The sequence below is a fragment of the Chlamydiales bacterium genome (assembly GCA_016185065.1).
Lineage (GTDB): Bacteria > Chlamydiota > Chlamydiia > Chlamydiales > Rhabdochlamydiaceae.
Map to the genome: position 1 here is coordinate 116,840 of JACPOL010000010.1, position 26,904 is coordinate 143,743.

25 protein-coding genes and 1 other RNA gene are annotated in these 26,904 nt (G+C 50.0%); 13 read left to right on the top strand and 13 right to left on the bottom strand.

The genetic code is table 11. From position 1 onward, the window contains the following. Window positions 1-7: 7 nt before the first annotated feature. Entirely contained in the window at window positions 8-688 is a 681-nt protein-coding gene (locus HYX48_08415; GenBank protein ID MBI2743922.1) for a hypothetical protein, read from the top strand. Here the strand turns inward: HYX48_08415 and HYX48_08420 are convergent. Then, complete coding sequence (locus HYX48_08420; GenBank protein MBI2743923.1) at window positions 672-2,075, bottom strand: FAD-dependent oxidoreductase; 1,404 nt, start codon at window positions 2,073-2,075, stop codon at window positions 672-674. The genes HYX48_08415 and HYX48_08420 overlap by 17 nt on opposite strands. 155 nt (window positions 2,076-2,230) lie before the next feature. On the opposite strand from HYX48_08420, the gene HYX48_08425 reads away from it, so the two are divergent. Further along, window positions 2,231-2,518 carry a hypothetical protein gene (locus HYX48_08425; protein MBI2743924.1) on the top strand — a complete coding sequence of 96 codons (288 nt, stop codon included), beginning with the start codon at window positions 2,231-2,233 and terminating at the stop codon, window positions 2,516-2,518. On the opposite strand, the gene HYX48_08430 is transcribed toward HYX48_08425, so the two are convergent. Beyond that, complete coding sequence (locus tag HYX48_08430; protein MBI2743925.1) at window positions 2,515-3,339, bottom strand: Fic family protein; 825 nt, start codon at window positions 3,337-3,339, stop codon at window positions 2,515-2,517. The genes HYX48_08425 and HYX48_08430 overlap by 4 nt on opposite strands. 164 nt (window positions 3,340-3,503) lie before the next feature. Between HYX48_08430 and HYX48_08435 the strand changes: the two genes are divergently transcribed. Then, window positions 3,504-4,403, top strand: a complete 900-nt coding sequence (locus HYX48_08435) for a DMT family transporter (protein ID MBI2743926.1) — start codon at window positions 3,504-3,506, stop codon at window positions 4,401-4,403. A 175-nt stretch (window positions 4,404-4,578) separates the two neighbouring features. On the opposite strand, the gene dnaJ is transcribed toward HYX48_08435, so the two are convergent. From dnaJ to tsaB, 3 genes are all read right to left on the bottom strand, one after another. After that, window positions 4,579-5,730 (bottom strand): molecular chaperone DnaJ, encoded by a 1,152-nt coding sequence (dnaJ, locus tag HYX48_08440; protein ID MBI2743927.1) that lies wholly within the window; start codon window positions 5,728-5,730, stop codon window positions 4,579-4,581. A 114-nt stretch (window positions 5,731-5,844) separates the two neighbouring features. Next, complete coding sequence (locus tag HYX48_08445) at window positions 5,845-6,045, bottom strand: 30S ribosomal protein S21 (GenBank protein ID MBI2743928.1); 201 nt, start codon at window positions 6,043-6,045, stop codon at window positions 5,845-5,847. A 63-nt stretch (window positions 6,046-6,108) separates the two neighbouring features. Next, entirely contained in the window at window positions 6,109-6,729 is a 621-nt protein-coding gene (gene tsaB, locus HYX48_08450) for a tRNA (adenosine(37)-N6)-threonylcarbamoyltransferase complex dimerization subunit type 1 TsaB (GenBank protein MBI2743929.1), read from the bottom strand. Between the two features lie 105 nt (window positions 6,730-6,834). Here tsaB and lon point away from each other — a divergent pair, with 105 nt between their 5' ends. The 4 genes from lon to HYX48_08470 are packed head-to-tail and all read left to right on the top strand — an operon-like array spanning window position 6,835 to window position 11,882. Further along, window positions 6,835-9,300: an endopeptidase La gene (gene lon, locus HYX48_08455; GenBank protein MBI2743930.1), complete on the top strand. Its 2,466-nt coding sequence runs from the start codon at window positions 6,835-6,837 to the stop codon at window positions 9,298-9,300. Between the two features lie 4 nt (window positions 9,301-9,304). Further along, the gene (locus HYX48_08460) at window positions 9,305-9,820 is read left to right on the top strand and encodes an adenylyltransferase/cytidyltransferase family protein (GenBank protein MBI2743931.1); all 516 of its coding nucleotides are present in this window, start codon (window positions 9,305-9,307) and stop codon (window positions 9,818-9,820) included. Then, window positions 9,811-10,980: a rhomboid family intramembrane serine protease gene (locus tag HYX48_08465; GenBank protein MBI2743932.1), complete on the top strand. Its 1,170-nt coding sequence runs from the start codon at window positions 9,811-9,813 to the stop codon at window positions 10,978-10,980. Before HYX48_08460 ends, HYX48_08465 begins: the two co-directional genes overlap by 10 nt. Continuing rightward, complete coding sequence (locus HYX48_08470) at window positions 10,977-11,882, top strand: ribonuclease Z (protein ID MBI2743933.1); 906 nt, start codon at window positions 10,977-10,979, stop codon at window positions 11,880-11,882. The genes HYX48_08465 and HYX48_08470 overlap by 4 nt, the downstream gene beginning before the upstream one ends. Before the next feature lie 35 nt (window positions 11,883-11,917). On the opposite strand, the gene HYX48_08475 is transcribed toward HYX48_08470, so the two are convergent. Beyond that, window positions 11,918-12,718 carry a winged helix-turn-helix transcriptional regulator gene (locus HYX48_08475; GenBank protein ID MBI2743934.1) on the bottom strand — a complete coding sequence of 267 codons (801 nt, stop codon included), beginning with the start codon at window positions 12,716-12,718 and terminating at the stop codon, window positions 11,918-11,920. Between the two features lie 179 nt (window positions 12,719-12,897). On the opposite strand from HYX48_08475, the gene HYX48_08480 reads away from it, so the two are divergent. The 3 genes from HYX48_08480 to HYX48_08490 are packed head-to-tail and all read left to right on the top strand — an operon-like array spanning window position 12,898 to window position 14,036. Next, window positions 12,898-13,440 (top strand): biotin transporter BioY, encoded by a 543-nt coding sequence (locus tag HYX48_08480; GenBank protein ID MBI2743935.1) that lies wholly within the window; start codon window positions 12,898-12,900, stop codon window positions 13,438-13,440. 4 nt (window positions 13,441-13,444) lie between these two features. Continuing rightward, on the top strand, window positions 13,445-13,738 hold the full coding sequence (locus tag HYX48_08485) for a hypothetical protein (GenBank protein ID MBI2743936.1): 294 nt from the start codon (window positions 13,445-13,447) through the stop codon (window positions 13,736-13,738). Continuing rightward, window positions 13,716-14,036, top strand: coding sequence for a hypothetical protein (locus tag HYX48_08490; protein MBI2743937.1), 321 nt, complete (start codon window positions 13,716-13,718; stop codon window positions 14,034-14,036). Before HYX48_08485 ends, HYX48_08490 begins: the two co-directional genes overlap by 23 nt. On the opposite strand, the gene der is transcribed toward HYX48_08490, so the two are convergent. From der to HYX48_08525, 7 genes are all read right to left on the bottom strand, one after another. Further along, entirely contained in the window at window positions 14,033-15,472 is a 1,440-nt protein-coding gene (der, locus tag HYX48_08495) for a ribosome biogenesis GTPase Der (GenBank protein ID MBI2743938.1), read from the bottom strand. The two genes, HYX48_08490 and der, sit on opposite strands and share 4 nt — an antisense overlap. Window positions 15,473-15,764: 292 nt before the next feature. Then, complete coding sequence (locus tag HYX48_08500; protein MBI2743939.1) at window positions 15,765-19,490, bottom strand: DEAD/DEAH box helicase; 3,726 nt, start codon at window positions 19,488-19,490, stop codon at window positions 15,765-15,767. Window positions 19,491-19,532: 42 nt separating this feature from the next. Next, complete coding sequence (gene ald, locus HYX48_08505; GenBank protein MBI2743940.1) at window positions 19,533-20,645, bottom strand: alanine dehydrogenase; 1,113 nt, start codon at window positions 20,643-20,645, stop codon at window positions 19,533-19,535. Beyond that, window positions 20,642-21,439, bottom strand: coding sequence for a diaminopimelate epimerase (locus HYX48_08510; GenBank protein ID MBI2743941.1), 798 nt, complete (start codon window positions 21,437-21,439; stop codon window positions 20,642-20,644). Before HYX48_08510 ends, ald begins: the two co-directional genes overlap by 4 nt. A gap of 5 nt (window positions 21,440-21,444) precedes the next feature. Next, window positions 21,445-22,047 carry an ATP-dependent Clp protease proteolytic subunit gene (locus HYX48_08515; GenBank protein MBI2743942.1) on the bottom strand — a complete coding sequence of 201 codons (603 nt, stop codon included), beginning with the start codon at window positions 22,045-22,047 and terminating at the stop codon, window positions 21,445-21,447. A 43-nt stretch (window positions 22,048-22,090) separates the two neighbouring features. Further along, window positions 22,091-23,572, bottom strand: a complete 1,482-nt coding sequence (locus tag HYX48_08520; GenBank protein MBI2743943.1) for a glycine hydroxymethyltransferase — start codon at window positions 23,570-23,572, stop codon at window positions 22,091-22,093. 279 nt (window positions 23,573-23,851) lie between these two features. Next, entirely contained in the window at window positions 23,852-24,160 is a 309-nt protein-coding gene (locus HYX48_08525) for a hypothetical protein (protein MBI2743944.1), read from the bottom strand. Window positions 24,161-24,327: 167 nt separating this feature from the next. On the opposite strand from HYX48_08525, the gene HYX48_08530 reads away from it, so the two are divergent. The 3 genes from HYX48_08530 to HYX48_08540 all read left to right on the top strand — a co-directional run bounded on the left by HYX48_08530 (window position 24,328) and on the right by HYX48_08540 (window position 26,704). Beyond that, window positions 24,328-25,095: a zinc ribbon domain-containing protein gene (locus HYX48_08530; protein MBI2743945.1), complete on the top strand. Its 768-nt coding sequence runs from the start codon at window positions 24,328-24,330 to the stop codon at window positions 25,093-25,095. 11 nt (window positions 25,096-25,106) lie between these two features. After that, an RNA gene (rnpB, locus tag HYX48_08535) (RNase P RNA component class A) lies at window positions 25,107-25,474 on the top strand. Window positions 25,475-25,513: 39 nt separating this feature from the next. After that, complete coding sequence (locus tag HYX48_08540) at window positions 25,514-26,704, top strand: cyclic nucleotide-binding domain-containing protein (protein MBI2743946.1); 1,191 nt, start codon at window positions 25,514-25,516, stop codon at window positions 26,702-26,704. Window positions 26,705-26,904 lie beyond the last annotated feature (200 nt).

The window sequence follows — 26,904 nt, forward strand, 5'->3', positions numbered from 1 at the left end:
AGTCATTATGACATCTATTGCTGCATCTCCTCCTGTATCCACTGCTGGTAAAGGAGTTAAGCGAAAAAGAGAGGAAGAGGATGAAGGCTCCATGCCCTCCGCAAAGAGAGGCAGAGTCGAGGTGCGTCCGCTCTCTACAAAGAGTAAGAAAGAAACCCCAGAGCTTCTTTTAAAAACCTTTAAAACCTCTGCCACTGCTTCAAGGCTTTTTGAGGTCGCCTCTATGGTTCAAAAGAGGATCTCCTCTCTTCCGCTTATGGTCGAATTTATCCCCGATGGAGAGTTTCCATTCAGTGGAAGATACACTTTTAGCACGGGAACGATCGGGATTCTATCTTCAGAATCATTCGAGATGAAGCTTGGAGTTCTGCTTTTTGAGCTCGTCAATGTCTGCCAAAGAAGAGAGATTGAAGCACTCTATAACGAGATTGATCAGGGGCTGATCCTCGATGGCACTGCATTCGCGATGAAGGTAGAAGCTATCGAATATAATAATATCAAAATTGCTGCGGCTATTACTGAGATGTGCCGAAAAGAGGGGCTCTCGATTGGCTGGCTCTTTGGTGAGGAGCTCGTTCCGTTCGAAGAGCACTGGAAGACACAATGTGCTTCTGGCCATGCTCAGCTCTATATCGATATGTTTAACCGGCATCTAGCAGCTCAAAAGGCGGCTATCGAACCCGCTTGAAGTCGACGGTGTCAGCAGTGTTTAGCTCGCGCAGGCGCGATTCAATGTAAGCGATCTGCTTGGTTCCCTCTTCTTGACGCACCAGCTTTCCATTTTTATCTAAGATCACAAGGCTTGGAATCGCCATGATCTGGTAGCGGGAGTTGATGTCGTGCGCATCTAGAACGTTTACCTTTAAAAAGCGGACTTTTGTCCCATACGCTTTAGCCCATTTTTCATAGACCTGTCCGAATGTGCGGCAGGGAATGCAGCGAGGGGAGAAGAAGTAGACAAAAACAGTAGTTCCCGCTTTGTCTATCTCTTCCTGAAACTGTTTGGAAGATTTAACAAAAACAATGTCCGATTCTGGGGAGGCGATCTCTTCAGCTCCTTTGCGCATTGGAGAGTAGCGCGTCAGCCATTTTTGCGCTTGCAAGGCAGCTTTTGCGCCATCGCCTGCGGCTGTGACTGCTTGCTTGAACTCGCGATCTACGACATCGCCTAAGGCGAATATACCATCAACAGAGGTCTGCTGGTGCTGTTTTAGCTGGATGTAACCCTGTGGATCGAGGGCGAGCTGATCTGTAAAGAGAGAAGTATTTGGCTGAGAACCAATAGCTAGAAAGAGTGCGTCGACGGGTAGATCTACTTTCTCTTTTCCATCTTTTTGTAAAGTAAGCGAGGTCACTCTTTCTCCGTTGCCTTTCACCTCTTCCACTGTTGTCTTCATAAGAAGCTCAATGTTTGGACGAGCCAGGATTTCGCGCTTTCTCTGCTCTTCAACAGTCTTGAACTGCTCTTTGCGGACGATGAGGTAGACCTTTTTGGCAATATTGGAAAGATAGTGCGCTTCAGTCAGAGCGCTATCGCCTCCACCTACAATTGCCACAACCTTGTCTTTGTAAAAGCCGCCATCGCATACTGCGCAGTTGTAGACGCCTTTAAGCCAGTAAGTTTTTTCGCCACTCACCCCAAGCATGTTCGGCACTGCGCCAAGAGCGATAATCGCTGCCTGAGCGTGGATCCTTTTAATCTCGCCGCTTGGATCTCTTGTTGTAATCGTAAAGGGTCGCTTCGAGAAGTCGACGTGGATCACCTCGTCACCGCGCAGCTCCGCGCCATTTGTCTCTGCTTGGACCTGCATCTTTTCAACGAGATCTAAACCCGAGATATCGAGCTCTCCTGGCCAGTTCTGAACAGAGTGCGACTGTACCAGCGCGCCTCCAGGAAGTGGGCCAGTGAGCACAAGTGGAGGAATTCCGGCACGTGCGAGATAGGTAGCCGAGGTGAGTGCGCCCACTCCACCGCCAAGAACTACAACTGCACGCTCTTCAGATTTTTCTTCTGCATGCACATTTTGCAAGAGCGCGAGGCAGCTAAGAGTTAGAAGGCTCAAGAATTTTTTCATGACTCTCTCCATTGAAAGATCGGTAAATACACATTCTAACCCTTTTCCTTTTTCACAAACAGTATTGAATAAAATTTTTAATAATGAGAGTGTGTGCACATGAACAAGAGTTTCCCTATCCGAGGCTCTTAGATAAAACAAAAAACGGAGTGAACATGGCTAAGAAAGCAAAGAAGAAAAGAGCGCCAGCAAAGCGTAAAAAAACTGCAAGAAAAGCAGTTAGAAGAACAGTAAAACGCGCAAAGAAACGCGCTACAAAAAGAAGACCAGCGAGAAAAGCTGCAAAGCGCCGCGTTGCGAAGAGAAAGCCAGCTAAAAGAGCTGCAAAAAGAAAAGTTGCTAAGAAGAAAACTGCTAGAAGAAAAGCAAGACCTGCTGTGAAAGTGATGAAACAGAGCGCAACAGGTGGAGAGATGATGGGCTCGAGCGGAATTGCCGTTTAAGCTCTTTTGCGTAACTTGAGAAGAGGCGGAGAGATCCGCCTCTTTTCTTTTTTCACTAATAGCTGCTTGCAGCTCCACTCTCCTTGTTCAATTACTCCCTTTAAAAAGAATTCGATCCAGCCTCTCCAGTCTTTATTTTCAGAAACGGAGTAGAGAGTTTTAAAATAGGTAATGCGATTCATTTTTATGTAACGGCTCATGAAAAAAAGAGGCGAGGAGAGAAGCTTTTTCTTGTAGAAGAGAAGTGGAATGAGCACTCGAGCAACTCGCCCATTTCCATCCATGAAGGGGTGGACGATGAGAAGTTGCGCAGTAAAGATGGCGATCTGCAGGAGCTTATCATCCTTGGATATGCGCAGATAGTGGATCAGATTTTTCATCGAGGGAAGCAGGAGGTCGGGAGAGGGGGGTAAAAAGTAGGCGCTCTCGATTGTTTTACCGATAGGCCCGATCCAGTTCTGACGCGTGCGAAAGCGTCCGATATCGCGCGGCTCTCCGAGATCTTTTTTTACAATTCCGTGAATCTCACGCATGAGAGTTAGCGAGATCGTTCTGTGGCTGATCTGACGCATCGCTCTCGACAGAGCTTTTTCATAACTCTTCAACTGCATGACTTTTTTTTGGGCCGCATGTGAGTGGATGCTACCCAGCGCCTCCTCTCTAACGAGATGTGAGAGGATAATTTTTTTCGCCTCAGGAGTAGCAGAGAGAGCTTCGAACTTTCCAAGCGTAAGATAGGCCTCACCTAGGAGCTTATCCAGCCCCTTCCACTCAATCTTCCGCCGGAGCGGCAGCTTTTCTGGCCTGTTTGGTCTGATCATATTTCTGAGACATACTCTTTTTTCTCAGATTCTGCAAGACTGCAGAAAAAGACCTCTTTCGAAATTCGCTTTGCTTGGAAAAATTTTGCGGCAAAAATGCCAAAAAGGCCAATTTTAACAAGCAAATGGAGTTTCGAAAGAGGTCTAAAGGAAGAGTATTCAAAATGCGGCCTAAAACTGATCTTCGCTTTGCAATACCTTGTGTGCTGATCGCCTCGTTTTTTAGTGCAGCAACAGGAGCTGTGGCTAAATACGCCTCTCCGACCTTATCGATCGAGCTGATGGTCTTTGGAAGGATGCTGCTTTCGCTTATTGTCATAGGTCTATGGATCGAATTTTCAAGGCCTGTGAGCTGGAAGGAGAAGCTCAAGACGCGCGAGTGGCCTGTTCATACGGTGCGAGGGATCTTTGGGTTAGGGAGCGTCTTTTTCTACTACTACTCGCTGAAACACCTCTTCTTAACGGATGCAACGCTGCTCTTCAATGTCATGCCTATTTTTGTTCCCTTCGTCGCTTTTGTTTGGAGACGTATTCCGATGCCGCACCAGATCTTCTGGGGGATTGGAGTTGCATTTATCGGTTTGATCATTGTGTTAAAGCCTGGAGTTGGCGTTTTCCAGCCAGCTGCGGGATATGCGCTCCTTGCGGGTCTCTGCGGAGCTGTCGCCTCCGTTGCGCTGCGTTTTGCTCACTACACTGAGCCGTTTGAGCGCACACTCTTTTACTTCTTTCTAGTGGGTGCAATTGGCAGTGGAATCGGAGTCTTTTTGAATGCAGAGGCTAACTGGAAGGCTCTAGATCTGCAAGCTCTCTGGTATCTAGCACTTATCGGACTTTTTGGCGTCGCCTTCCAGATTCTCTACACGCTTGCAAGCAAGCATGCGCCTGTTCGACTGATTAGCGTCTTTCTCTATGCGGGTGTGATTTTTAGTATGATCTTCGACTGGTGGCTCTGGGGCAACCCTCTTTCTCTCTCGACGTTTGCAGGCTTTGCTCTGATCGTGCTAGGAGCCTGGCTCATGGTCTACCTCTTCCCCAAAGATCCCGATCCCGAAAAAAAATAGAAGAGAGGATCGGGCGCGGGCACGCACACGGGCACGTTCACGAAAGAGAGAAGAACGGGAAGAGGGAGAGGGAGGGGTTCTTTTTTTCCCTCCTTCGTGAACGTGCCCGTGTGCGTGCCCGCGCCCGATTCTTTTTCTATCTGTGTCGTAAACGCGCCCGTTCTTCTGCCCCTTCTTAGGAGAAGAAGCCGGTGATCTTGTCGAGGAAGCCCTGTTTTCGAGGAGAGTTGTTCTCCTTCTCGAGTTCGCCAAAAGTCTTCAGAAGGTCCTTCTGCTTTTCTGTAAGGCGGACGGGGGTTTCCACGATGATTTTGGTGAGCAGATCGCCTCTTCCCTGGCCGTGCACGTTGGGAATTCCCTCGTTTTTGACGCGGAGGACCTTCCCCGACTGAGTTCCTTCAGGAATGGTGATGCGGCAAGACTTTCCAAGAGGAGAGGGGATCTCCTTTTTGCAGCCGAGAGCTGCTTCTGTGAAGTTGATGGGCACTTCGAGGATGACATCGTCGCCCTCTCTCTCGAAGACCTCGTGCGGCTCAACAGTGATGAAAACATAGAGGTCGCCTGGAGGGCCGCCGCCTTCGCCTGCGTCTCCATATCCCGACATCCTGAGGCGCATCCCATTGTCGATGCCGGCAGGCACCTTAATTTTTACGCGCTGCTTCTCTTTTACCCTGCCTTCGCCCTGGCATGTTGAGCACGCTTCAGTGATCACTTTGCCGCGTCCGTAGCACTGAGAGCAGGTCGCTGCCATGCTGAAGAAGCCGCGAGACTGGTGGACTTGGCCCGACCCTTGGCAGCGAGGACATCTTTTGATCTTATCTGGGGAAGAAGCTCCATTACCATCGCAAGTCGTGCAGCTCTGGTAGGTAGTAAGTGAGACCTCTTTTTCGACGCCGCGAACGGCCTCTTCAAAAGAGATTGTTAAATTCATCTTCTTGCTAGCTCCTGCACGGCTTCCCGAATCGGGACTATCAGAATCGAAGCCGAACATAGAACCGAAGATATTGTCCGATCCGGCAGAGCCTCCAAAAGCTCCCATGAAAGTGCGAAGAGCCTCTTCCATAGAAGAGAAGCCGCCGTGACCTCCGCCGCCCATGCCAGCTGCACCTTTCAATGCATCTGCGCCGTACTGGTCGTAGATCTGACGCTTCTTCTCGTCGCTTAGTACTTCGTAAGCTTCCGAGATCTCTTTAAATTTGGCTTCAGCCTTGGGATCGTCAGGATTCTTGTCGGGGTGGTATTTGAGTGCGTTTTTACGGTAAGCTTTTTTGATCTCGTCTGGAGTTGCACCGCGCTGGACACCTAAAGTTTGATAGAAATCTGTCATAAAATCTCTCTATAAGTGTACCGAATTTAGCATGCCCAGCGAGTTTTTTTCAATAGAACATTTAGCACAAGAAAAAGGTGAGTGCTAACGCCGAAAGAGTAGCCCGAATTAGGGCTACATCATGCGAGGAGGACCGGACTTGATCTTCTTATACTTAAGAGCAGCTTTTGACTTAGCACGGCTTTTTACCGAAGGCTTGTCGTAGAAGCGATGAGCTTTAGCAGCTTTCATCACGCCTTCTTTATCAAGTTTTTTCTTGAGAACGCGAAGGGCTTTGTCGAGTGGTTCGCCTGGACGTAGTTTGACACTTGTCATGAGTCGTAAAACCTAACTGTTATAAAATTGCTCTACCATCCTAACTCAGCCCAAGGATATCGATCAATTAAAAATCAGAGGATTGAAATAGAGTAGATCGGTCCCTTCTTCGGAGTCATACTCTTTTTTTTGCCATTTTGCATGGATGTAGGGGGCAAGAGAGGCGAGGTGAAGGGTGGGTTTAATGTGTTTTGCGCACAGGTTTAAATCGCTTTCGCAGATGACAAAGGAGACCCCTTCGAGTTCGGAGGCGAGCGCAGAAGCAGGGACATACTTGTGGGGAAAGATCGAATAAAGAGAGCCGCCCCTCTTTTCTCCCAAGATGGTGAAGTAGTCTCCGCCTTTTCTTTCGAGAAGGCTGGCAAAGGTCCCCTCTTCAAAAGAGAGGAAGGCGAGAGGAGAAGAGAAGCTGATGATTGGAATGTTAAGAGCGAAACTTAAAGTTTTTGCAATCGTTGCGCCCACGCGCGTTCCGGTGTAGGAGCCGGGTCCAATCCCCAGTCCGATATAGGTCAGCTGGCGCAGATCGAGATCGCATTCGCGAATGAGATCTTGGATGGAGAGAAAAATAATTTTTGAGAGAGTGCTATCTCCTGCAAGAGGGCGCTGAGCGATGAGCTCTCCATTTTTGCAGAGGGCAATACCTGCGGATTTTGAGCTTGTTTCAATGAGAATAGCTGTCATAAGTTTGCATAGGATAGCAGAGAGAGGGAAAAATCGGAAGAAGCGATCCTTGCGGCTTTTTGAATAAGGTGGTAAATTTTTACGCCTATACTAGTGGGGAAAAATATTTTGAACTACGAAGAGAACAAAGACTCGTTCAACGAAGAGGAGTCTATCGTCGAGACTGTCAAAGAGTCGATCAAAGAAGATCAGCAGCGAGAGAAGGCGGAATCCGACTCTCCCGAGCAGGTCTTTGTCATTCCTCTGAATAGGCGCCCTTTTTTCCCTGGCATGGCAGCGCCTCTTGTAATCGAACCCGGCGCCTACTATGAGATTCTCAAGACAGTAGCCAAATCTAAACACAAGTGCATGGGTCTCTTTCTAACGAAGAAAGAGGATGTAAACATCTACAAGATCGGTTTCGACGATCTCTACTCGGTGGGTGTGCTTGCGCGTATCCTGCGCATTATTCCAATGGAGCAGGGCGGAGCTCAAGTCGTTCTCAACATGGAGAAGCGGATCAGCATCGCAAAGCCGCTCAAGGGAAAGAATTTAAGAGCGCAGGTCTCCTATCACGAGGAGGTCTCTGGCAAGCTCTCGAAAGAGCTCAAGGCCTACTCGATCAGCATCATCACGACAATCAAAGAGCTTCTTAAACTCAACCCTCTCTTCAAAGAGGAGCTTCAGATCTTTCTCGGACACTCCGACTTCACCGAGCCCGGTAAGCTTGCAGATTTTGCAGTTGCACTCACAACAGCCAGCAGAGAGGAGCTGCAAGAGGTTCTTGAAACGTTCGATCTTCAAGGCAGAATTGATAAAGCGCTCGTTCTTCTGAAGAAGGAGCTCGACCTCAGCAAGCTGCAGAATAGCATCAACCAGAAGATCGAATCTTCGATTTCTAAGACGCAGCGCGAATTCTTTTTAAGAGAGCAGCTAAAGACGATTAAAAAGGAGCTGGGTCTAGAGAAGGATGATAAGACGTGCGACATCGAGAAGTTCGAAGGACGCTTGAAAAAGCGCACAGTTCCCACAGATGTCATGACGGTGATCAAGGATGAGCTTGAAAAGTTAAACGTTCTTGAAGTGCAATCGGCCGAGTATGCCGTCTGCAGAAACTATCTAGATTGGCTCACGATTATCCCTTGGGGCATCTATAGCGAAGAGCATCACAACCTGAGGATGGCGAAGAAGGTGCTTGAAGAGGACCATTACGGCCTCAACGACATCAAAGAGCGCATCCTCGAGTTCATCAGCGTAGGGAAGCTCAGCGGTGGAGTGAAGGGGAGTATCATTGGCCTTGTCGGACCTCCAGGGGTGGGAAAGACGAGCATTGGCAAGAGCATCGCACGCGCATTAAATCGCCAGTTCTACCGATTCTCGGTAGGAGGCATGCGCGACGAGGCGGAGATCAAAGGGCACCGACGTACCTACATCGGGGCGATGCCCGGAAAGCTCATTCAAGCGCTGAAGTTCACTCAAGCGATGAATCCGATCATCATGCTCGACGAGGTGGATAAGATGGGCTCAAGCTACCATGGAGATCCAGCCTCTGCACTTCTCGAAGTATTGGATCCGGAACAGAACAAGGACTTTTTAGACCACTACCTCGACGTCCGATGCGATCTTTCAAACGTCCTCTTTCTTGTGACAGCGAACGTTCTGGATACGATTCCAGATCCGCTGAGAGACCGCATGGATGTGCTCAGACTGTCCGGGTACATTCTTGAAGAGAAGGTTGAGATCGCTAAAAAATATCTCATTCCACGCAATCGTAAAGCGATGGGCTTAAAAGTATCTGACGCTGAGTTTACGAGAGGAGTTCTGAAGCAGATCATCAATGGATACGCACGCGAAGCTGGAGTGAGAAACTTAGAGAACAATCTCAAGAAGATCTTGCGCAAGGTCGCTGTAAAAATCGTTAAAGAGCTTGAGAGAAAGAAGTCAAAAACAGCCAAGAAAGTAGGTCATAACCATCAGATCACAGAAGGCAATCTCAAAGATTACCTCGGAAAACCGATCTTTACTTCTGATCGCTTTTATGCGAAGACTCCAGTAGGGGTCTGCATGGGACTCGCATGGACCTCTCATGGAGGTGCAACGCTCTATGTCGAAACGATAAAAGTCCCTGCCGAGAAGGTGGAGATGAAGCTGACGGGTCAAGCTGGAGATGTGATGAAAGAGTCTGCACAGATCGCCTGGTCCTATCTGAGTAGTCAGGTGAAAAAATATGCGCCTGAGGTCACCTTTTTTGAGAAGTGTCAGGTGCATGTGCACATTCCCGAAGGCGCAACACCAAAAGATGGGCCATCTGCGGGCATTACCATGGTAACGGCGCTCCTGTCGCTACTCAAAGGCGTTCCTGCAAGGCAGAACTTGGGGATGACTGGAGAGGTAACTTTGACTGGAAAGGTGCTTCCAATCGGCGGCTTGAAAGAGAAACTGATTGCAGCGCGAAGATCCCAGGTTGAAGTCCTGATCTTCCCAAAGGACAATGCGAGGGATTACGATGAGCTTCCAGCCTACTTGAAGAAGGGGCTCAAGGTCCACTTTGTTGAACATTATGATGAGGTCTTCCGTGTCGCATTCCCCTGATTCGATGACAGCTTCAACTCCTTATGCAGAGTTCTACTTAAGTAAAGTAATTGCTCCGGATGAGCTCTCTGCAAAGGCGGAGGAGATCAGAAGTAGTGGAAAGACCATTGCGACACTGAACGGCTCTTTTGATCTTCTGCATGCTGGCCACCTGGAGATGATCTTTCAAGCTTCTCAGCAAGCGGACGTTCTTATCGTCGCATTAAATAGCGATGCATCGATTAAGCAGTACAAGAGTCCCGACCGTCCTATCATTCCTCTTGAATACCGCCTGCGCATGATGGCAGCGCTCGGATTCGTAACTTACGTCACCTGGTTTGAAGAGACAGACCCTAGAGCTCTCCTCTCAAAAATCCGTCCGCACGTTCATGTGAATGGGGCCGAGTATGGCGCGCAGTGCATCGAAGCAGAGACTGTGCTCTCTCATGGCGGACGCGTGCACATCGTCGACCTGGTTCCGGGCCTTTCAACCTCTACGATCATTGCAAAGATTCTGAAGAAAGAGGCTCCATGCGCTTAATTGGCACTTTCGGTGAAGAGAAGGAGGCTCACCTCTTCTGCGACTTTTTAGCAAATAAAGAGGGGATCGCCTGCTCTTACGAGGCCTACTCAGATACCGAGAGTGGAAAGCACGCTGTGCGCGTCTGGATAGAAGATGATGAGCAGTTTGCCGCTGCAACCGCCTGGTATGAGCGGTTCAAAAAATCGCCTGAAGACTTTCTTATTGGCGAAGAGGCTCCCATTGCAGCAGTCCACCCGGTTGTTGAGGAGATCGCTCCCGAAGTGCCTCTCAAACAGAAGCGCTTCCACATTCGCGTCCTGTTGAGGCCAAAAGTGCCTTTTGCAATGAGTATGACCAACCTCTTTCTTTCAATCTGCGTCTTCTTCTTTTTCTGGAGTGGATTTCAAGCGCGCGTAATGGAGAAGGAGCAGGGGCCAATCCCTCTTGAAATCGGCGTCTTCACACCGATCTACCGCACGATGATGTTCGACTACCCTTGCGCTTTCCAGGCTCTTGAAGACGTATTAAAATCGATCCCCTTGCAATCTGTAAAGTCGCTAAAAGACCTGCCTGTGAGTGAGCAGAGAGAGATAAGAGAGGTTCAAAGGATTCCCTACTGGACAGGCTTTTATGATCTTCTCACAAAAAAGATACGAGGTGAAGAGATACCGGACTCCCTGCCTCCTCTTTTTGAGAAGATTCGCCAGGGAGAGTTCTGGCGCATGTTTTCTCCCTGTCTTCTCCACGGCGGATTTCTTCATATTTTATTTAACATGATCTGGCTCTGGATACTGGGCAGGCAGATTGAGGAGCGCACCGGCCGGTGGCATATGCTCATCCTTATTCTGATTACAGGGACCGTTTCAAATATCGCTCAATACCTCATGGGAGGACCCTTCTTTTTAGGCTTCTCGGGGGTCGTTGTGGGTCTTGCGGGCTTTATCTGGACGCGTCAGAAGATCGCCCCATGGGAGGGATACCCTCTTCAGAGAACCACCGTCTTCTTCTTGTTGATCTTTGTGATCGCAATGTGCGCGCTTGAGACCTTCTCTTTTGTCATGGAGCTCTTCCTCCACTCGCCCTTCTCTGCAAATATTGCCAACACGGCACACGTTGTGGGAGGAGCTGCGGGACTTCTTCTCGGCAGGCTGCCCTTTTTCTCTAGAGAGGCCGCATGAGTATTCGCGACCTAACAATTTTGGGCTGTTCAAGCCAGCAGCCGACGAGAAGGCGCAACCATGGAGCCTACCTCGTCAGATGGAATGATGAGGGTTTTCTATTCGACCCGGGCGAGGGGACTCAGAGGCAGTTCATTTTTGCCAATATTGCGCCTCCTACAGTCACGCGTATCTTCATCAGCCACTTTCATGGAGACCACTGCCTTGGCCTCGGTTCGATGCTCATGCGCCTAAATCTGGACAAGGTAACACACCCAATCCACTGCTACTATCCCGCTAGCGGGAAGGCCTACTTCGACAGGCTTCGCTACTGCTGCATCTACCACGAGATGATCACTGTGATCGAGCACCCTGTGAATGAAGAAGGGGTGGTTCATGACGATGGAAAGTTCTGCATCGAAGCTAAGTTTCTGCAGCACGGCGTCGAGAGCATTGGATGGAGAGTCACCGAGCGCAATACACGTAAGTTTGACAGAGAGAAGTTAGAAGCGCTTGGAGTGCACGGACCTCTCGTTAGAGAGATAGAGAGAGAAGGAAAAGTAACTATTGGTGGAAGCCTTGTTACCCTCGATGAGGTTAGCCAGGTGCGTAAGGGCGACTCTATTGCTGTTGTGATCGACACAGCATTCTGCCAAGAGGCGATCGACATCGCAAAAGGCGCCAAAATTCTTCTGTGCGAGAGCACCTACCTCGAGAGCCACCACGACCTCGCCGCCAAGCACAACCACCTCACAGCCAAACAGGCCGCTGAGATCGCAAAGAAAGCCGGTGTGAATCAGCTGATTCTCACCCACTTTTCCGCTCGCTACCAGGAGCTCGACGCATTCGCCTCCGAAGCGCGCACCATCTTCCCCAACACCTTCGTCGCCGAAGACTTCAAAAACTTCCCCTTCCCCAAATAATCAAAAGAGAGAAGATCCGCCCGGGCGGGCTCTTCTTAGGAGTAGTGGTAGGTGAGCTCGTCGTTCTTGTGGGGGCCGATGATTCTCCAGTGGAGCTGGATGGCATTTGGGCTCCAGACGATATTTCCGAGGTAGCAGTCGCCTGAGCAGAGGTGCGCATCGACCGACTCGAGCAGGAAGGGCTCTGTGGGAGCAAGGTGGAGCAGAAATACGGGGTGGGTGGCTCCATAGCGGAGGTGTTCTAGGGTGATGAGTGAGGCGCTCAGGTCGAGCGTCCAGCGGAAGCTGCTGCTGAAAGCCGTGGTAGGAATCTGATCGACGAGCCAGTATCCCTTCTCCTGAAAAACGAGGGTATTTGACGTGGGAGAGTTTACAACCACCTCCGCCTTGCCGACCTTTACCGACTGCTCCTCTCCATGGCGAGCTTTTGCTGAAAATGAGAGCAGATGCACAGATGTTAGCTTTTGCCAGAAGGCTGAGAGCTCGCTTCGTCTATCCCTCTCTCTCTTTCCCTCCTCTTCAAGGCGAAGTCTCGGCTTATGAATGAAGCAGTACCTCTTCTTTTCGAGGGAGGGGAGCAGCGTGTACGCCTTTTTAAGTAGCATCTCAAGTTCAGGGCGGATGGGGCAGGCTGCATTTAACTGGAAGATGCGCGTCTTTCCCTCATAGTAGCTGCTGACGATTCCCTCTTTTTCTAAACGGAGAAGCGCCTTCTGAATCGGTGTGAGTGGAACTCCCAAAAGAGATTGTAGCTGGGTGCCATAACACCTCTCATTCACGAAGAGAAATAGAAGAATTCTCTCGACGTTTCGGTTTCCAAAGAGGGCTTTAAGCATAAAAATCACCTCGTTTTAAGGTTATAAAACCCCATCCATTTGCGCTTGCTTCCACAAGAAACAGCTTCTGTTTTCTTCTTTATAAACTAGAAAGTAGTTTAAAAAGCGTGTTTTGTCCAGTTGCAACAGTAGCAGTCGGGGGTATAATGGCTGAAAATGATTAAAAAGTGGTGGTTTTTATGGAATTTTTGGCAATAAAGCAGAAAAAAGAGGTGTTTTTTCAACTTGTTAAACATCCTCTTCTGCAGATTTTTTATGGTTCATGTCTCATCGGCATCTGCGCTCAGATCTCTATTCCGCTCTACTTTACTCCCGTTCCGTTTACCGGACAGACTTGCGGGGTGATTCTCGTTGCTACACTTCTCGGTAGATCTAAGGGAGCACTTGCTGCGCTCCTCTATCTGATGGAGGGTGCGGCTGGAGTGCCGGTATTTGCGGGAGGTCGTGCGGGCATCCAGATCTTTTTTGGCACAACGGGCGGCTACCTGCTCGCCTACCCTGTGCAAGCCTATCTCATCGGGTGGGTGGTGCAAAGATATCAGAGTGGATTTGTGCGAGTTACCGGAGTCTCTCTCATCTGCCTTATGCAGCTTGCAGTCGGCTCTCTCTGGCTCGCGGGTTTTGTGGGCTTGAGTAGCGCGCTTGCCATGGGATTCTACCCATTTATATCAGTGGAACTAGCAAAAGTATTTCTCATTATCGGTCTAAAAAAAGGAGAGTAGGAAGATGACGATTGAAGTGACATACCCCCTAATCATGAAGGCGCAGGTGACCTCAACCATTACCATTGCAAAGGGTGCAACATTAAGCGACGTGCAAGATCAGATTTTAGAGTGCTTCTGGAGTGATTTTTTAAAAATATTTGCCTCATCGATTGGAAAGCACGGCTCTAAAGAGGATGTGATTTTAAAGGATAAAGATCTTGTGATCGATTCGGATAAGGTGCTTCAAGAGCGGCTTGCGCTTTCCACCTCTTTTCAAGCGACCTTTAAAGAACATGCGCTCTCAAAGAAGCAGTAAACAGGAGCACCCAACTGGGTGCGTGCACTACCACGGCCCATTAGATGTCATAGCGATTAAGTTTAAATGCTGTCTGCGCTACTGGGCCTGCTTCTACTGCCATGAGGCGGGTGCAGATCACCCAGCAGAGAGGTGGGACGCCAGCGAGTATGAGACTCTGGCGATTTTATGCACCTGCTGTGGCGCCGAGCTTACAATCCGCGAGTATCTCTCTTGTAATATGGAGTGTCCGAAGTGCAGCGCGGGCTTCAATCCCGGCTGCAAAGAGCACTACCACTTATATTGGGCGGTTAACTAGAGGATGTCGGCTTCTTCAAACTCGAGCTCTAGATCGCCATCCAGCTCCTCGTCGAGGTCGAGATCGAGAGGTGCAGCGGGGAGAGAGCTTTTTGGAGGAAGAGTGGTGGTGCTCTCCTCTTCGCGCTCGCGCTTGCCGCGCAGTGTGAAGACGAGGGGCACTCCATTGAATCCGTAGGTCTTGCGGAACTGGTTAATGAGGTACTGCTTGTAGGTCTCAAGCATGAGCGCTGAGCTGTTTACAAACATGACAAAGTGCGGTGGCGAGATGCCAACCTGAGCGAGGTAGTAGATGCGGAGGCGCTTGCCTTTGAGCATCGGTGGGTGGTAGGCCTGGATCGACTTCTCGAGGAAGCGGTTGAGCTCGCCTGTTGTGACGCGTCTCTTCTGAGAGGCCGCGATCTCCTCAATAAGAGGAATGATCTTTTCGAGATTTCTTCCCGATTTAGCAGAGATGAAGAGGGTCGGACAGTGGCTCGCGAAGCTGGTTTCGATCTCGAGGCTTTTTAGGCAGTGCTCCATGCGGAATCCTTTAACTAGATCCCACTTATTAAACACGAGGAGGCACCCCTTGCCTGCCTCTTCTAACATGGAGAGGAGTCTCTTCTCTTGGGTCGTAATGCCGGTTACGGCATCGAGCATGAGGATGCAGACGTCTGCGCGCTCAATTGCGCGCTCGGTGCGCACGGCAGCAAACTTATCGACAGCATCGTGCTCTGCGCGCTTGCGGCGTATCCCTGCTGTATCGATTAAGGTAAAGGGTCTTCCTTCGAAGGTGAAGTGGACGTCGATGCTATCGCGCGTTGTTCCTGGGATAGGGCTGACGACGCAGCGCTCCTCTTCCATGAAGGCGTTGAGTAGTGTGGATTTGCCGACGTTGGGACGGCCGATGATGGCAACCTTAATTCCAAATCCCTCATCTTCCTGCTCTTCCGGGAAGGTGACATCCTTGAAGGCGTGCTCTAAGAGTTCGGCGATTTGGAAGCGCTGCACTGCAGAGACGGGAACAATTTTTGAGATGCCCAAGCCGTGGAACTCGTGAATCAGACCGAGCTGAGCGTGGCTGTCGACCTTGTTCACTGCTAAGCAGATAGGCTTCTTAGTTTTTAAAAGAGTTCTTGCAACTCTATCATCGATTTCAGTCAGCCCGACTGTGCCATCGACGACCATGATGATCACATCAGCTTCATGGATGGCGACTTCTGCTTGGCGGCGGACCTCTTCTTGAAAGGGGATCGGTGAGGAGGGGTCGATTCCGCCTGTATCGATAATCTCAAATGGCTGTCCAAAGAAATCGGCCTCGGCGTAGAGGCGGTCGCGTGTGACTCCCTCGGCTTCATCGACAATGGCAATTCTCTTTCCAACGATCGCATTGAAAAGGGCAGACTTGCCAACGTTTGGCCGTCCAACAATCGCAACTCTTATTAAGTGTGACATTTAAACAATCCGGGCTAAAGAGCTGCAATGATACCCGAACCCCCCAATCTTTTAAAGCAGTCAAAAGAAGGTGCGAAAAAAATATTTATTATAGGCGCGCGGAAGAAGAATGGACGAAAATGGACAGGAAACGGACGAAAATGGACAGGAAATGGACGCGCGCCAAAGAAAGAATTCTTTTCCTCTCTCTTGCCCGCCTGTCCGTTCCCGTCCATTAATGTCCGTTTCCTGTCCATTTTCGTCCATTTTCTTGAACGGGCGGGCCGAGCGCTTATCATCCGAGCGCTCTTCCCTAATGGGTGGGTTCCATGAGGCGGAGGAGCTCTTGGAGCTCTTCCCGGTCGAGTCCTTTGATCTGGTCGTGCTCGTCGAAGCCGACCACGCCTTCCATGAGGGTGAGCTTTCTTTCGATGAGCTGGTGGATGTGCTCTTCGATCGTGCCCTTGGTGACCATCTTGAAGACTTGAACGCCCCGCTTCTGCCCGATGCGGTGGACGCGGTCGGTCGCCTGATTTTCGCGAGCGGGGTTCCACCAGCGGTCGTAGTGGATCACGACAGAGGCGGAGACGAGGTCGACGCCGACGCCTGCTGCTTGTAGCGAAGCGACGAAGACCTCGCACTTGGGATCGTCGCGGAAGCGGTCGAGCTGCTCCTTGCGGTTTCTCGTGCTTCCTCGGATGCCAGCAAAGCCGATCTTCTTCTCTTTGAGGTAGGCCTCGATCATGTCGAGCATGCCGAGGTACTGCGAAAAGACGACGACCTTCTGGCCGCTGTCGCGAATCTCATCTAAGAGCTCGACGAAGAGGGCCCATTTGCCAGAACTATGCTTATGATACTCAGCAACGTTATCCGCAAAAAGTGCGGGATGGTCGCAGATCTGTTTGAGAGAGGAGATGAGGGAAAAGATGTGAACGAGAGGAACGGGTTTCGAAGACTCGCTGAGCTCTTTTTCAATCGCGGCTTTTCTTGCGGCAACAGTCTCTCGGTAGAGCTTGCGCTGCTCATCTGAGAGCGGGCAGTAGGCGATCTCTTCTATCTTCTCTGGCAGCTCGAGAAGCACTTCCGATTTTTTTCGACGCATGATGAAGGGTTTAATGAGGCGCGCAAGAACGAACTTCTTCTCGGGATCCTGACTCTTTTCGATGGGGCTAATGAACTGCTCTTTAAAGATCGCCTCTCCGGGCAGATAGTGGGGAACAACTAGATCGAAAAGGGCTTTGAGTTCAAGTAGGCGGTTTTCGATAGGCGTTCCAGTGAGGCCTAGGCGCATCTGAGAGGAGATCTCTTTCAACGCGCGGTGTGTCTGAGATTGGGGGTTTTTTGCGCTCTGGATCTCATCGAACACGGCAACTTCAAAATCGATCTTAGCCAGCGGTTTTTTTTCGCTGCGCAAAGTTCCATAGGAGGTGAGGAGGAGATCGTATCCATTTTCAAGCTTGCGACCCTGTCCGTGGTAGACGCTGACGCGGAAGTGGGGTAGGAAGCGTTTTAGGAGATCTTCCCAGTGGTAGATCACAGATGTCGGACAGACGACGAGATGTTTTTTCCGGTCTTTCTCATCTTTTACTTCCGCATTGTAGATCGCGGCGAGAAGCCCCATCGCTTGGTGCGTCTTACCGAGGCCCATCTCGTCGCAGAGGAGGCCAGAGAGTCCATGGCAGTAGAGGAACCAGAGCCAGCGGACGCCGATCTCTTGGTAGGGGCGTAGTCTGCTCTGAAATCCCTCTAAATTGACGAGCTCGTGAGTCTGGAAGGAGCGAAACTCTTCGAGTACTTTGCGGCTCGATTTTGCCTCTTTGCTTGTTCCTTCAGGGTCGCGGATCTCTTCGGAAACAGAGAGCTTAAGCCATTCGAGGGTCGAGATTTTTAGCCGCTCCCCTCCCTTTAACCAGCGCTTTTTCGGAAGTCCTTTAAGCCAGGCAAAACGGAGCTGCCTTAGAAAGATGAGTCCTGCGCCGGTAAAGATGTAGCGCTTGTTCTCTGCAATCCCATTCCAGACCTCGTAGACCGAAGTCATTCCGATATCCGACTCATAGACGAAGTCGACGAGCCAGTGAGAGCTTTTATCTTTTGTGCCGGGTTTAATCTGGAGGATGCGCAAGAAGAGAGTTTTAGGTTTGCGCAGACGTGGATCGCTTGAGAGGATGAATGGCGCGAGTAGATCCAGTTCATACGAGACAAAATAGGGTTCGCTCGCCTCGTCAATTACGCGTTCTGCCTGGTAGACATCCGGAAGCTTGCAATCGGGGGGCACCTCGTAGAATCCCTCGTCTTTTACGTAGGTGTAATCTCCAAAAATTTGGACAAGATCCTGGGTATACCCCTTTTTAAAGACGCTTTCTGGTTTTACGAGGATCTGATTCTTCTCATTGAAAGAGATTTTGAGTCCGAGCTTCTCCAGGGGAGTGTCATCACTAAAAAAGTTGGGGATCTGTTCGAGTTCTTCTACGTGGGTTGTGATAAAAGTGGAGATCTCTGGAGCGGGGACGCGCAGTCCGGCTCTAAGTCTTGCCCCTGTCCGGCCCGTGCGTTTTGCATAGAATCCTTTTCCTTTGATGTAGATCCACTCGCCGAAATCGGAGAGCTCTCCCTGCTCTTCGCCAAACTCCACACGTGTATCGAAGCGGAGGCTCTTGTCGGGCATGAGCGCATAGGATAGGTGAGACTCAAGGCTTGAGGGGTGGGTTTGAAAGCCCTCAAATGCTGCGAGCCAGTGGCGGTGGCGGCTGACAAAATCGGCGACGAGGGGTTTAGAAACAACTTTTTCCGCTCCCTCGAAAAAGAGGTTTTGAAGGAGGAAAAAGCCCTTGTTTTCTATGTAAACCCAAGGGCCAAAATAGACCGATGTTCTCTTCTGAAGATCGCCCGGCTCAAAGACGTAGCAGCGGATGTGCAGAGCGAGCTTATCGTCGAAGGAGAGCTCATACTGGGCATCGAGCTCTTCCAGAACGATTGAAGTGCCCACGAGGTGCTTCTTAACCAGCTTCGCGTGGCGCTGCAAAAAAATGGCGAGCCTCTGCTTGGGAACGATGCGCTCTTTAAGAAGAGGGTCGAGCTTTCCTGGATAGAAGCCTTTACGAGGGATGAAGAGCCACTCTCCCATTTCGATCCCCTCTCTTACCGACTCTTCTCCAGTAACCTCTTGATTCTCTCCTTTAAAATCTAAGATCATCTCCTGCTTTGCAGGATCGTAGGTCATCTTCTGAATGGTGCGATAGGAGTGCTCTGAGACGGTGAGCGGAGAGGTGACGGTAGCGAGGGCGGGAATGAGTTTTGGCCAGTTCATCTCTGCCAAGTAGAAGCCGAAGGTGAACTCTTTAAACTGGATTTCAATCCACTTTGGCAGGGTCTCATCGTCGTAAGTAAAATCGATCTTGTAGGGAGCTCCAGCGTCTTGCAGAAGCATCCACCATTTCGCTAGATCTGCCCAGAAGGAGAGCTCGTAGCGCAGCTTGGGAGTGGGTCTGCCCTGTTTCCACAGAGTGAGTTCAGTATGAGGAAGATTGGAAAATTTAAGGGAGGTCTCTTCCGTTTCAAGCGGGCGGTGAAAGAAGAGATCCTGCAGCTTCTTCTTTATCTTCTCGTTCGATGCTTTGATAAAAAAGAGCCTTTTCCCCGAGACTGAGTGCGCCTCAAAGCTCCCATTTTCAACTTTTAAGCAGTTGGACTCATACCCGTGCCGTTGACTTGCGATAAGAGCGAGCTGGTTCCAGAGGCTATCGCGAAAGCGCACGTGGAGGGGATCTGTATGGCCGCGAAAAATCAGCTCAGATGCGGCTGCAAGGTGCGCGCACGACTTCTTTTTTTCGGCTGCTTTGCATGTGCAAAAGCAGTCTAAAATTTTGCCGCTGTCATTGATGTGAAGAAATGGGGAGAAGGAGCCCTTCGTCTTGGGGCTAACCATCTCGATCTGATAGGTGCCGTCGGAAAAAAGAAAGCTGCGGATGCTCTTCTCATCGAGGAACTCCTTCGCCGCTTTAATCTCTGCCGCAGAAAACTGTGGGGCTTTAGCACTCATATTCACAAAATGCCTCGCCCCATCAATGATTTCAAATTGTTATTAGTCTAAGAATTTGCGAGGATCATGGTACTCATACCCTAGATCTTGCGCAACATAGGGATTGGTCACACGCCCTAAGCAGACATTTAACCCGAGCATCAGACCTGGATCTTCCTGAATCGCTTTTTTATACCCTTTAGAGGCGATCTTTAGCGCATAGGGAAGAGTTGCATTTGTAAGAGCTTGAGTTGCGGTTCTTGCGCAGCCGCCTGGCATGTTGGTCACGCAGTAGTGCACAACGCCATCTACCACATATGTAGGCTCCGAGTGGGTCGTAGGTCTTGCTGTCTCAACGCAGCCGCCCTGATCGATCGCCACGTCGACGATCACAGAGCCTGGCATCATCTTCTTTAACATCGCTTTGGTGACCAGTCTAGGAGCCAGTTTTCCTGGGACAAGAACCGCGCCGACAACGAGGTCTGCTTGGCTTATCGCCTCTTCGATCACTACTGGAGTAGAGTAGAGAGTTTTAAGAGCTGGGCCATAGATAGAGTCGAGTTCGCGCAGACGGTTTAAGTTCACATCGATGATCGAAACATCAGCGCCGAGGCCGAGGGCCATTCTCGCTGCCTGAGTTCCGACAATACCGCCGCCTAAAACGACGACTTTTCCTGGGGCCACACCTGGTACGCCGCCGAGGAGAACGCCTCTGCCGCCGCCAGCCATCTGTAGGGTTGTTGCGCCGACTTGAATTGCAATTCTTCCCGCGATCTCACTCATGGGGATGAGAAGAGGGAGGCGCTGCTGAGCGTCGGTTACTGTTTCGTAAGCGATTGCCACCACTTTTCTCTCAAGGAGGGCTTTTGTCTGTTCTGGATCAGGAGCGAGGTGGAGGTAACAGAAGAGGAGCTGTCCTTCTTTCAGGAGGGGGAATTCGCTCTGCTGAGGCTCTTTCACTTTGATGATCATTTCGGCGGTATAGAGCTCTTTTGCGCTGGATACGATCTTTGCACCAGCTTTCTTATACATCTCATCGGTGAAGCCGATCGCATTACCAGCCTGTGTTTGCACCCAGACTTCATGGCCTGCTCCGATGAGGATCTTCACCATTTCTGGAGTTGCGCCTACTCGGTACTCGTGATTCTTAATCTCTTTTGGGATCCCAATAATCATGGATAGCTCCTTCCAGTTTCAAATTTTCCCTCAAAGATTAGCTCAGCTGGCCCCTTCAGTTCCACGCCTTTTTCTTTTAGCTCTGTTTCAAAAATGACTTTTGACAGAGTTTGGACTTTTAATTTACGCGGGGCTGAAAGCTTTTTGGATGCGATAAATGCTGCTGCGACTGCGGCCGTTCCGCAAGCCTGCGTCTCCCCTTCAACGCCTCGCTCATAGGTGCGCACAAGGAGCAGCCCCTTTTCTAGGTGAGGCTGAACGAAGGTCACATTGGTTCCGCCTGGGAAGAATTGAGGATCGTGGCGGACCCTTCTCCCAACTCCATCGACTTCAACTTCATGAATGTCTTTGACAAGATGCAGGGCGTGCGGAACTCCGCTATCTACCAGATCAAAGAGCCTCTCTTGAACAAGGAGGTCGCGTGAGATGAGTTGTGGAATCGGGTGGAGGACCGAGATTAACTCTCCCTCCTCTTGAGTGCACAAAAGGGTTGAGGCCATGGTTTCGATTTCGGCTCTCTTTTCACAAGCGTTTATGCTGCGAGCGAAGTGAAAAAGACAGCGGATACCATTGCCGCACATCTCAGCCTCTCCGCCGTCGGCGTTGAAGATGCGCATCCTGATCTGGGCTTTTTGAGAGGGTTGGAGAAGGATGAGACCATCGGCTCCGATGCCAGTGTGCCGATTGCAGAGGCGCGAAATCAGCTCTTTTTCGAGCAGAGGAAACCTCTGCTCGCGATCATCCACGACGATAAAGTCATTTCCCGCTCCATGATATTTGGAAAAGGAAATCATCGTGGTTAGATTTCTTTATACGAGAGGACGATCTTGTCTAAGAGGCCGAATTTTAATGCCTCTTCTGCGCTCATCCAAGTGTCTCTATCGAGCGCTTTTTCGATCGTCTTAGCGTCTTTGCCGGTTGCATCGACATAGACATCGACAATTGCCGCGCGTGTTTTAAGTAGTTCTTTTGCCTGGATATCGAGATCTGTTGCCTGCCCTCTTACAACAGCGTGAATAGAAGGCTGGTGAATCATGATGCGCGAGTTTGGCGTTGCAAAACGTCTTCCTGGTGCAGCGCAGAGGCTCAGGATCGAACCCATGGAAGCTGCAAGGCCGGTTACAAGCGTTGTAACAGGGGAGGTGATCATCTTCACCTGATCCCAGACAGCAAAGCCCGCATCGATCGACCCGCCTGGAGAGTTGATGACGAAAAGAATAGGCTTGCCTGGATCGATGAGTTCTAGATACCAGAGGCGTCGAATCGCATTATTTGCGCTCTTCTCATCCACCGCTTCGCAGAAAAAGATGCGGCGCTCTTTAAGCAGAGCCTCATCGATCTTATCCTCGACGGAAGAGGGCTTCTTTAGATTTACTTCTGATTCTTCGTGTGCTCTTGGCATGGTTCCACCCTAAAATTGAAATATTATCTGTTCTATTTTCTTTTTACTCAATGACAAGTTCGGGGTAAAGAGGAAAGCGCGCGAGGAGCTCCGATACTTGATTTTTCACTTTTGAAAGCACTCCAGGATCGATATTGACCTTCGCTCGGCTCACTCCTCCATCTTTTTCTGAGAGAGCGGGCTTGGTTCCCTGGAGGAGGGAGACCAGCATCTCAGCAACCTGCTTCATCTCGCTCTCTCTCATTCCGAGCGTTGTAAGCGCTGGCGTGCCGATGCGAACGCCAGAGGTGTACCAGGCCCCCTGCTTATCAAAAGGCACCGCGTTGCGGTTAACTGTAAAGTGCGCCTCCCTGAGAGCGAGCTCCGCTTGTCTTCCTGTGAGCCCGAAACTCGAGTAGACGTCGAATACCATCAGGTGGTTGTCTGTTCCGCCCGTCGAGACCTTCACTCCCTTAGCTGAGAGGTGCGCTGCAAGCGCCTGAGCGTTTTTGATGATCTGCTTGGCGTAGTTCTGGAAGTTTGGCGTGTTGGCCTCTTTGAAAGCGATCGCCTTCGCCGCCAGGACGTGAGGAAGTGGTCCGCCGAGCACGATTGGGCACCCCTTGTCGATCACTTCGCGGTACTCTTCTGTGCTCAGAACGAGTCCTCCGCGCGGTCCGCGAAGAGTTTTGTGAGTTGTCGATGTGACCACATGAGCAAATGGAATTGGGTTGAAGTTCCCCGTCATCGCTTTTCCGGCGACTAGACCCGCAAAGTGGGCCATGTCGACCATGAATGTGGCGCCCACGCTATCTGCAATCTCGCGCATCTTCGCAAAGTCGATCAGGCGAGGATATGCGGAATAGCCAGCTACCAGAATTGCTGGCTTCTCCCTCTTTACCTGCTCCGAAAGAGCTGCGTAGTCGATGAGCCCGGTCTTTGCGTCGACATCATAGGTGACCGCTTGCATCATTTTTGCAGAGATGTTGTGTCTATACCCGTGAGTTAGGTGGCCTCCCGAATTCAGAGAGAGTCCCATCATCTTCTGGCCGACTAGAAGCTGCCGGACTCGTTCATACTCTTGAGGAGAGAGCTCATCGATGCTCTTTTTCCCGAGAGCGGTAAGCTCTTTGTTCTGCACGCGCTGCACGAGAATCGCCCAGTAGGCCACCATGTTTGCATCGGCGCCCGAGTGGGGCTGAACGTAGGCGTGGTCGCAGCCGAATAATTTTTTTGCCTCGCCGATCGCTGCATCTTCAATTGAATCGACGTTATCGCATCCCGCATAAAATCTATGGTGGGGATATCCCTCAGCATACTTATCTGTGAGTAGGTTGCCCATCGAGAGCTGGACAGCGTATGAGGAGTAGTTTTCCGACGCGATCAGCTTTAAATAGGAGCGTTGATCCTTTAATTCCTGGATAATCTTGTCGGTGATGAGAGGAAATTCTCCCTTGATCTGATCGAGGGAGGCCATGTAGGCGATCGCGGCAGAGCTTCTGCTCTTTTCGGGAACTCTCTGGAAATATTTTTCAAGAAACGACATGCCATCCTCCTAATCTCAAAGATCGGGATTGTGGCAAAAACCCACAAATTACGCTACAGCGAAGAAGAAGATCGGGCGCGGGCACGCACACGGGCACGTTCACGAAAGAGAAGAGAGGGGAGAAGATCGGACACCGGGAAGAAGAAGAGAAGATCGGGCTCGGGCACGCACACGGGCACGTTCACGAAAGGGAAGGGAGAGGGGAAAGTTCTCTTTTTTCTTTCGTGAACGTGTGCGTGCCCGTGCCGGTGCCCGATCTTCTCTTCTTTCGCTCTTCTTTTAGGCGGCTTTTACGAAGCGGGGAGTGTACTGAGTAGTCTTGCCGTACGCGAGGCGGTGGTTTTCGCCATCTTCGTAGGCCTGATCGTTCACGAGTACTTTGAATTCGCACTCTTTAAATTCAGCATCGGTCTCCCAAACCCAGGTATCTGCGCCCATATTCTTCATGAGCTTTCCTTTCGTCCAGCTCAGCCCGGCACCATTCCCACGGATGTATAGAGAATTTTTAAAGCCCACATCATACTTCACGGTAATGCGCGATGTGTGCTGCTTGTTTGAGGCTTCGCGCCCCGGATGTTTATGTTTCATAGCTGCTCCTCGGTCTCGTGATTCTTCGACCTTATTTCACTCTGCCTCCGTTACAGAGAAATGTCAAATAAAAATTTTACATACACAAGACCTCTTTTCCCTTGAGGATTATTGGCGCAAATCGATAATGTACTGTCACTAAAAGAACTTACTTTGAGAGAAAGCTAATGCAACAGCGGCTTCGTCCAGTCCTGGACATTCAAGAATTAGACATGAAAATGATCCGCCTCATGCGCGTGAAGAAAGAGCGTCAGAAAGAGCTCACTCAGATCGAGGCGATCCGCAAAGAACTCCATCAGCAGCTGAATGAAAAACAGCTAGAGATCGCAGAGCTTAACAAAACGATCCAAGCCTTTGAGCAGAAGATCCAAGATGTTAATGCGAAAGTGAAAAAGCTGGACACTCAACAGAATAGCATCAAAAAGGTCGATGAGTTCAATGCACTAACTCAAGAGATGACCGCTGCAGAGAGAGAGCGTATCGCCCTCGAGCAGAAGGTCTCAGACATCGTCGACAAGAAGAATGCAGAGGAAGAGTTATTCGAAAAGATCAAAGAGAGCCTGAAGACCTCTGAAGAGAGCAGTATGGCTCTTGCAAACGAGATCGAAGCGAGCATTAAACTCATCAATGAAGAGGGCAAGCAGCTTAAGTCTCAACGCGATGCACTTGCTGCAAAAGCGGATCCTGAAACTCTTCAGATCTACGAAAGACTACTCCGCAATAAGAAAGACCGCGTCATTGTACCGATCGACAACCGCACATGCAGCGGCTGCCATATCGTTCTGACAGCGCAGCATGAGAATCTCGTCCGCAAGGGAGAGAACCTCGTATTCTGCGAGCACTGCTCTAGAATCCACTACTGGCAAGAGAGCGAAGCTCTCGAAGGCTCAACTGTTGCGACCAAGCGTCGCAGAAGAAGAGTTGCTGCTAGCTAAATCATCGTTTGAGGGAAGGCGAAGCAATCGCCTCTGTATTAAACAGAGGAGGAAAGTCTGGACTTCACAGGAGAGGATACCAGCGAAACGCTGGGGGCTGTAAGGCCACGGAAAGTGTAACAGAAAACATACCGCTAGAGATGCAGAAGCCCTTCGGGGCCAATGTTCGATAGACAGGCTGAAAATGCAAGCTTCATGAGCTTGCCACACTCGCAGAAATGCGGGGTGCTGTAAACCCTATCTGAAGCAAGACGAATTGAGAGCCATATACCGTTCTCCGCGGGGCTCGAAATAACAGGTCGCTTGAGGATCTTGGCGACAAGGTCCCTAGAAGAATGATTGCTCAACGACAAAATCCGGCTTAATGCCTTCCCCCTTTTTCTTCCATTTAAAAGTCAAAAGATCTATTGAGAAGGATATGGAATCCTCTTCAAAGCTTTTGCACTTTTTAAAATCGAGCAAACTATTCAGAAGTCTCTCTGATGAAGAGCTCTCTTTGCTCATTCCCTTGATAGAAGTACAGGTGTTCGAAAAGGGAAGCTGGATTATTCAAGAAGGAAAACCCGGAGAGCACCTCTTTCTAATAAAAAGTGGTCAAGCAGAAATTCTAAAGGGAGAAGCTGCAAATAAAGAGCACCCTCGTCTTGCTCTAATCGGACCAGGAGAGTGGTTTGGAGAGATGGCTTTTTTTGAAGCAGAAGGAAGGTCCGCTTCAGTAAGAGCAGTTGAGAAAATAGAGCTGGTTACTCTCTCTTTAAGTGAATTAAAAAGCTTGAAAGTGGGAGAGGTTGCAAGCGCTAAAATCGCGCTCAATTTAAGTCAGCGCCTTAGCAGCCGTCTGCGCGAGACTAACGAGACTCTTCTGAGATCCTTGAAGCAGGAGATCAAGCTCACTCAATCTCATGAGCAGATCGGGAATTTGATCATCCATCTTTTCATCCTGCTTACCTTCTATTTTTTCATTTTCAAAGCGCTCGATCGCTATGGTGCTGATACTATTACAACAGCTACAGTTACGCCTATTTTGATGTTGGGATTTGCCGTAAGCTCTATATTCATTATCAAAAAAGCAAAATACCCTCTAGAGTTCTATGGAATCACACTAAAGAACTGGAAGCGCAATGTTTTTGAAGGAGTTGTTTTTACACTCCCGCTACTTCTAGGGATTCTTCTCCTAAAGTGGTATTTAATCCACTTTGTGCAGGGATTTGAGAAGGTATCTCTATTTGAATTTGGTCCTGAAAAACAGACCTATCTCTACTTCTTTGACCGACATACACCGGAAAAGCACTTTTTTATCTTTTCCCTTCTCTATCTTCTATTTGTTCCTCTTCAAGAGTTTCTATCTCGCGGCTGCTTACAAAGCTGCTTTCAGAATTTTTTCCACGGACCTAGGAGTACGCTGCTTGCAATCCTCACATCAAACTTGCTCTTCGGGATGTTTCATAGTCACAACACACTCTCTCTTGCGCTAGTTGCAATGTGCTTTGGAGTTTTTTGGGGGTGGCTCTATGCCAGGCAGAAGTCTCTTGTCGGTCCTATCATCTCGCACATCCTAGTTGGCGGCTGGGCCTTCACCATCCTCAATTTCGAACACATCCTCACGTGATCCCATTCCACATCTAATAAATTTTGGTCATGGTTGGCTTTAGAGACATGTCGGGTAGGCCAGGAGAAAGCTTTGCTTTCGCTCGGGGCCTCCCTGCGACCCTCTTGCGCTGCATGCGAAAGAAGGGGATCGGGCGCGGGCACGCACACGGGCACGTTCACGAAAGGAAGACGGGAGAGGAGAATCGGACACGCTCTTCC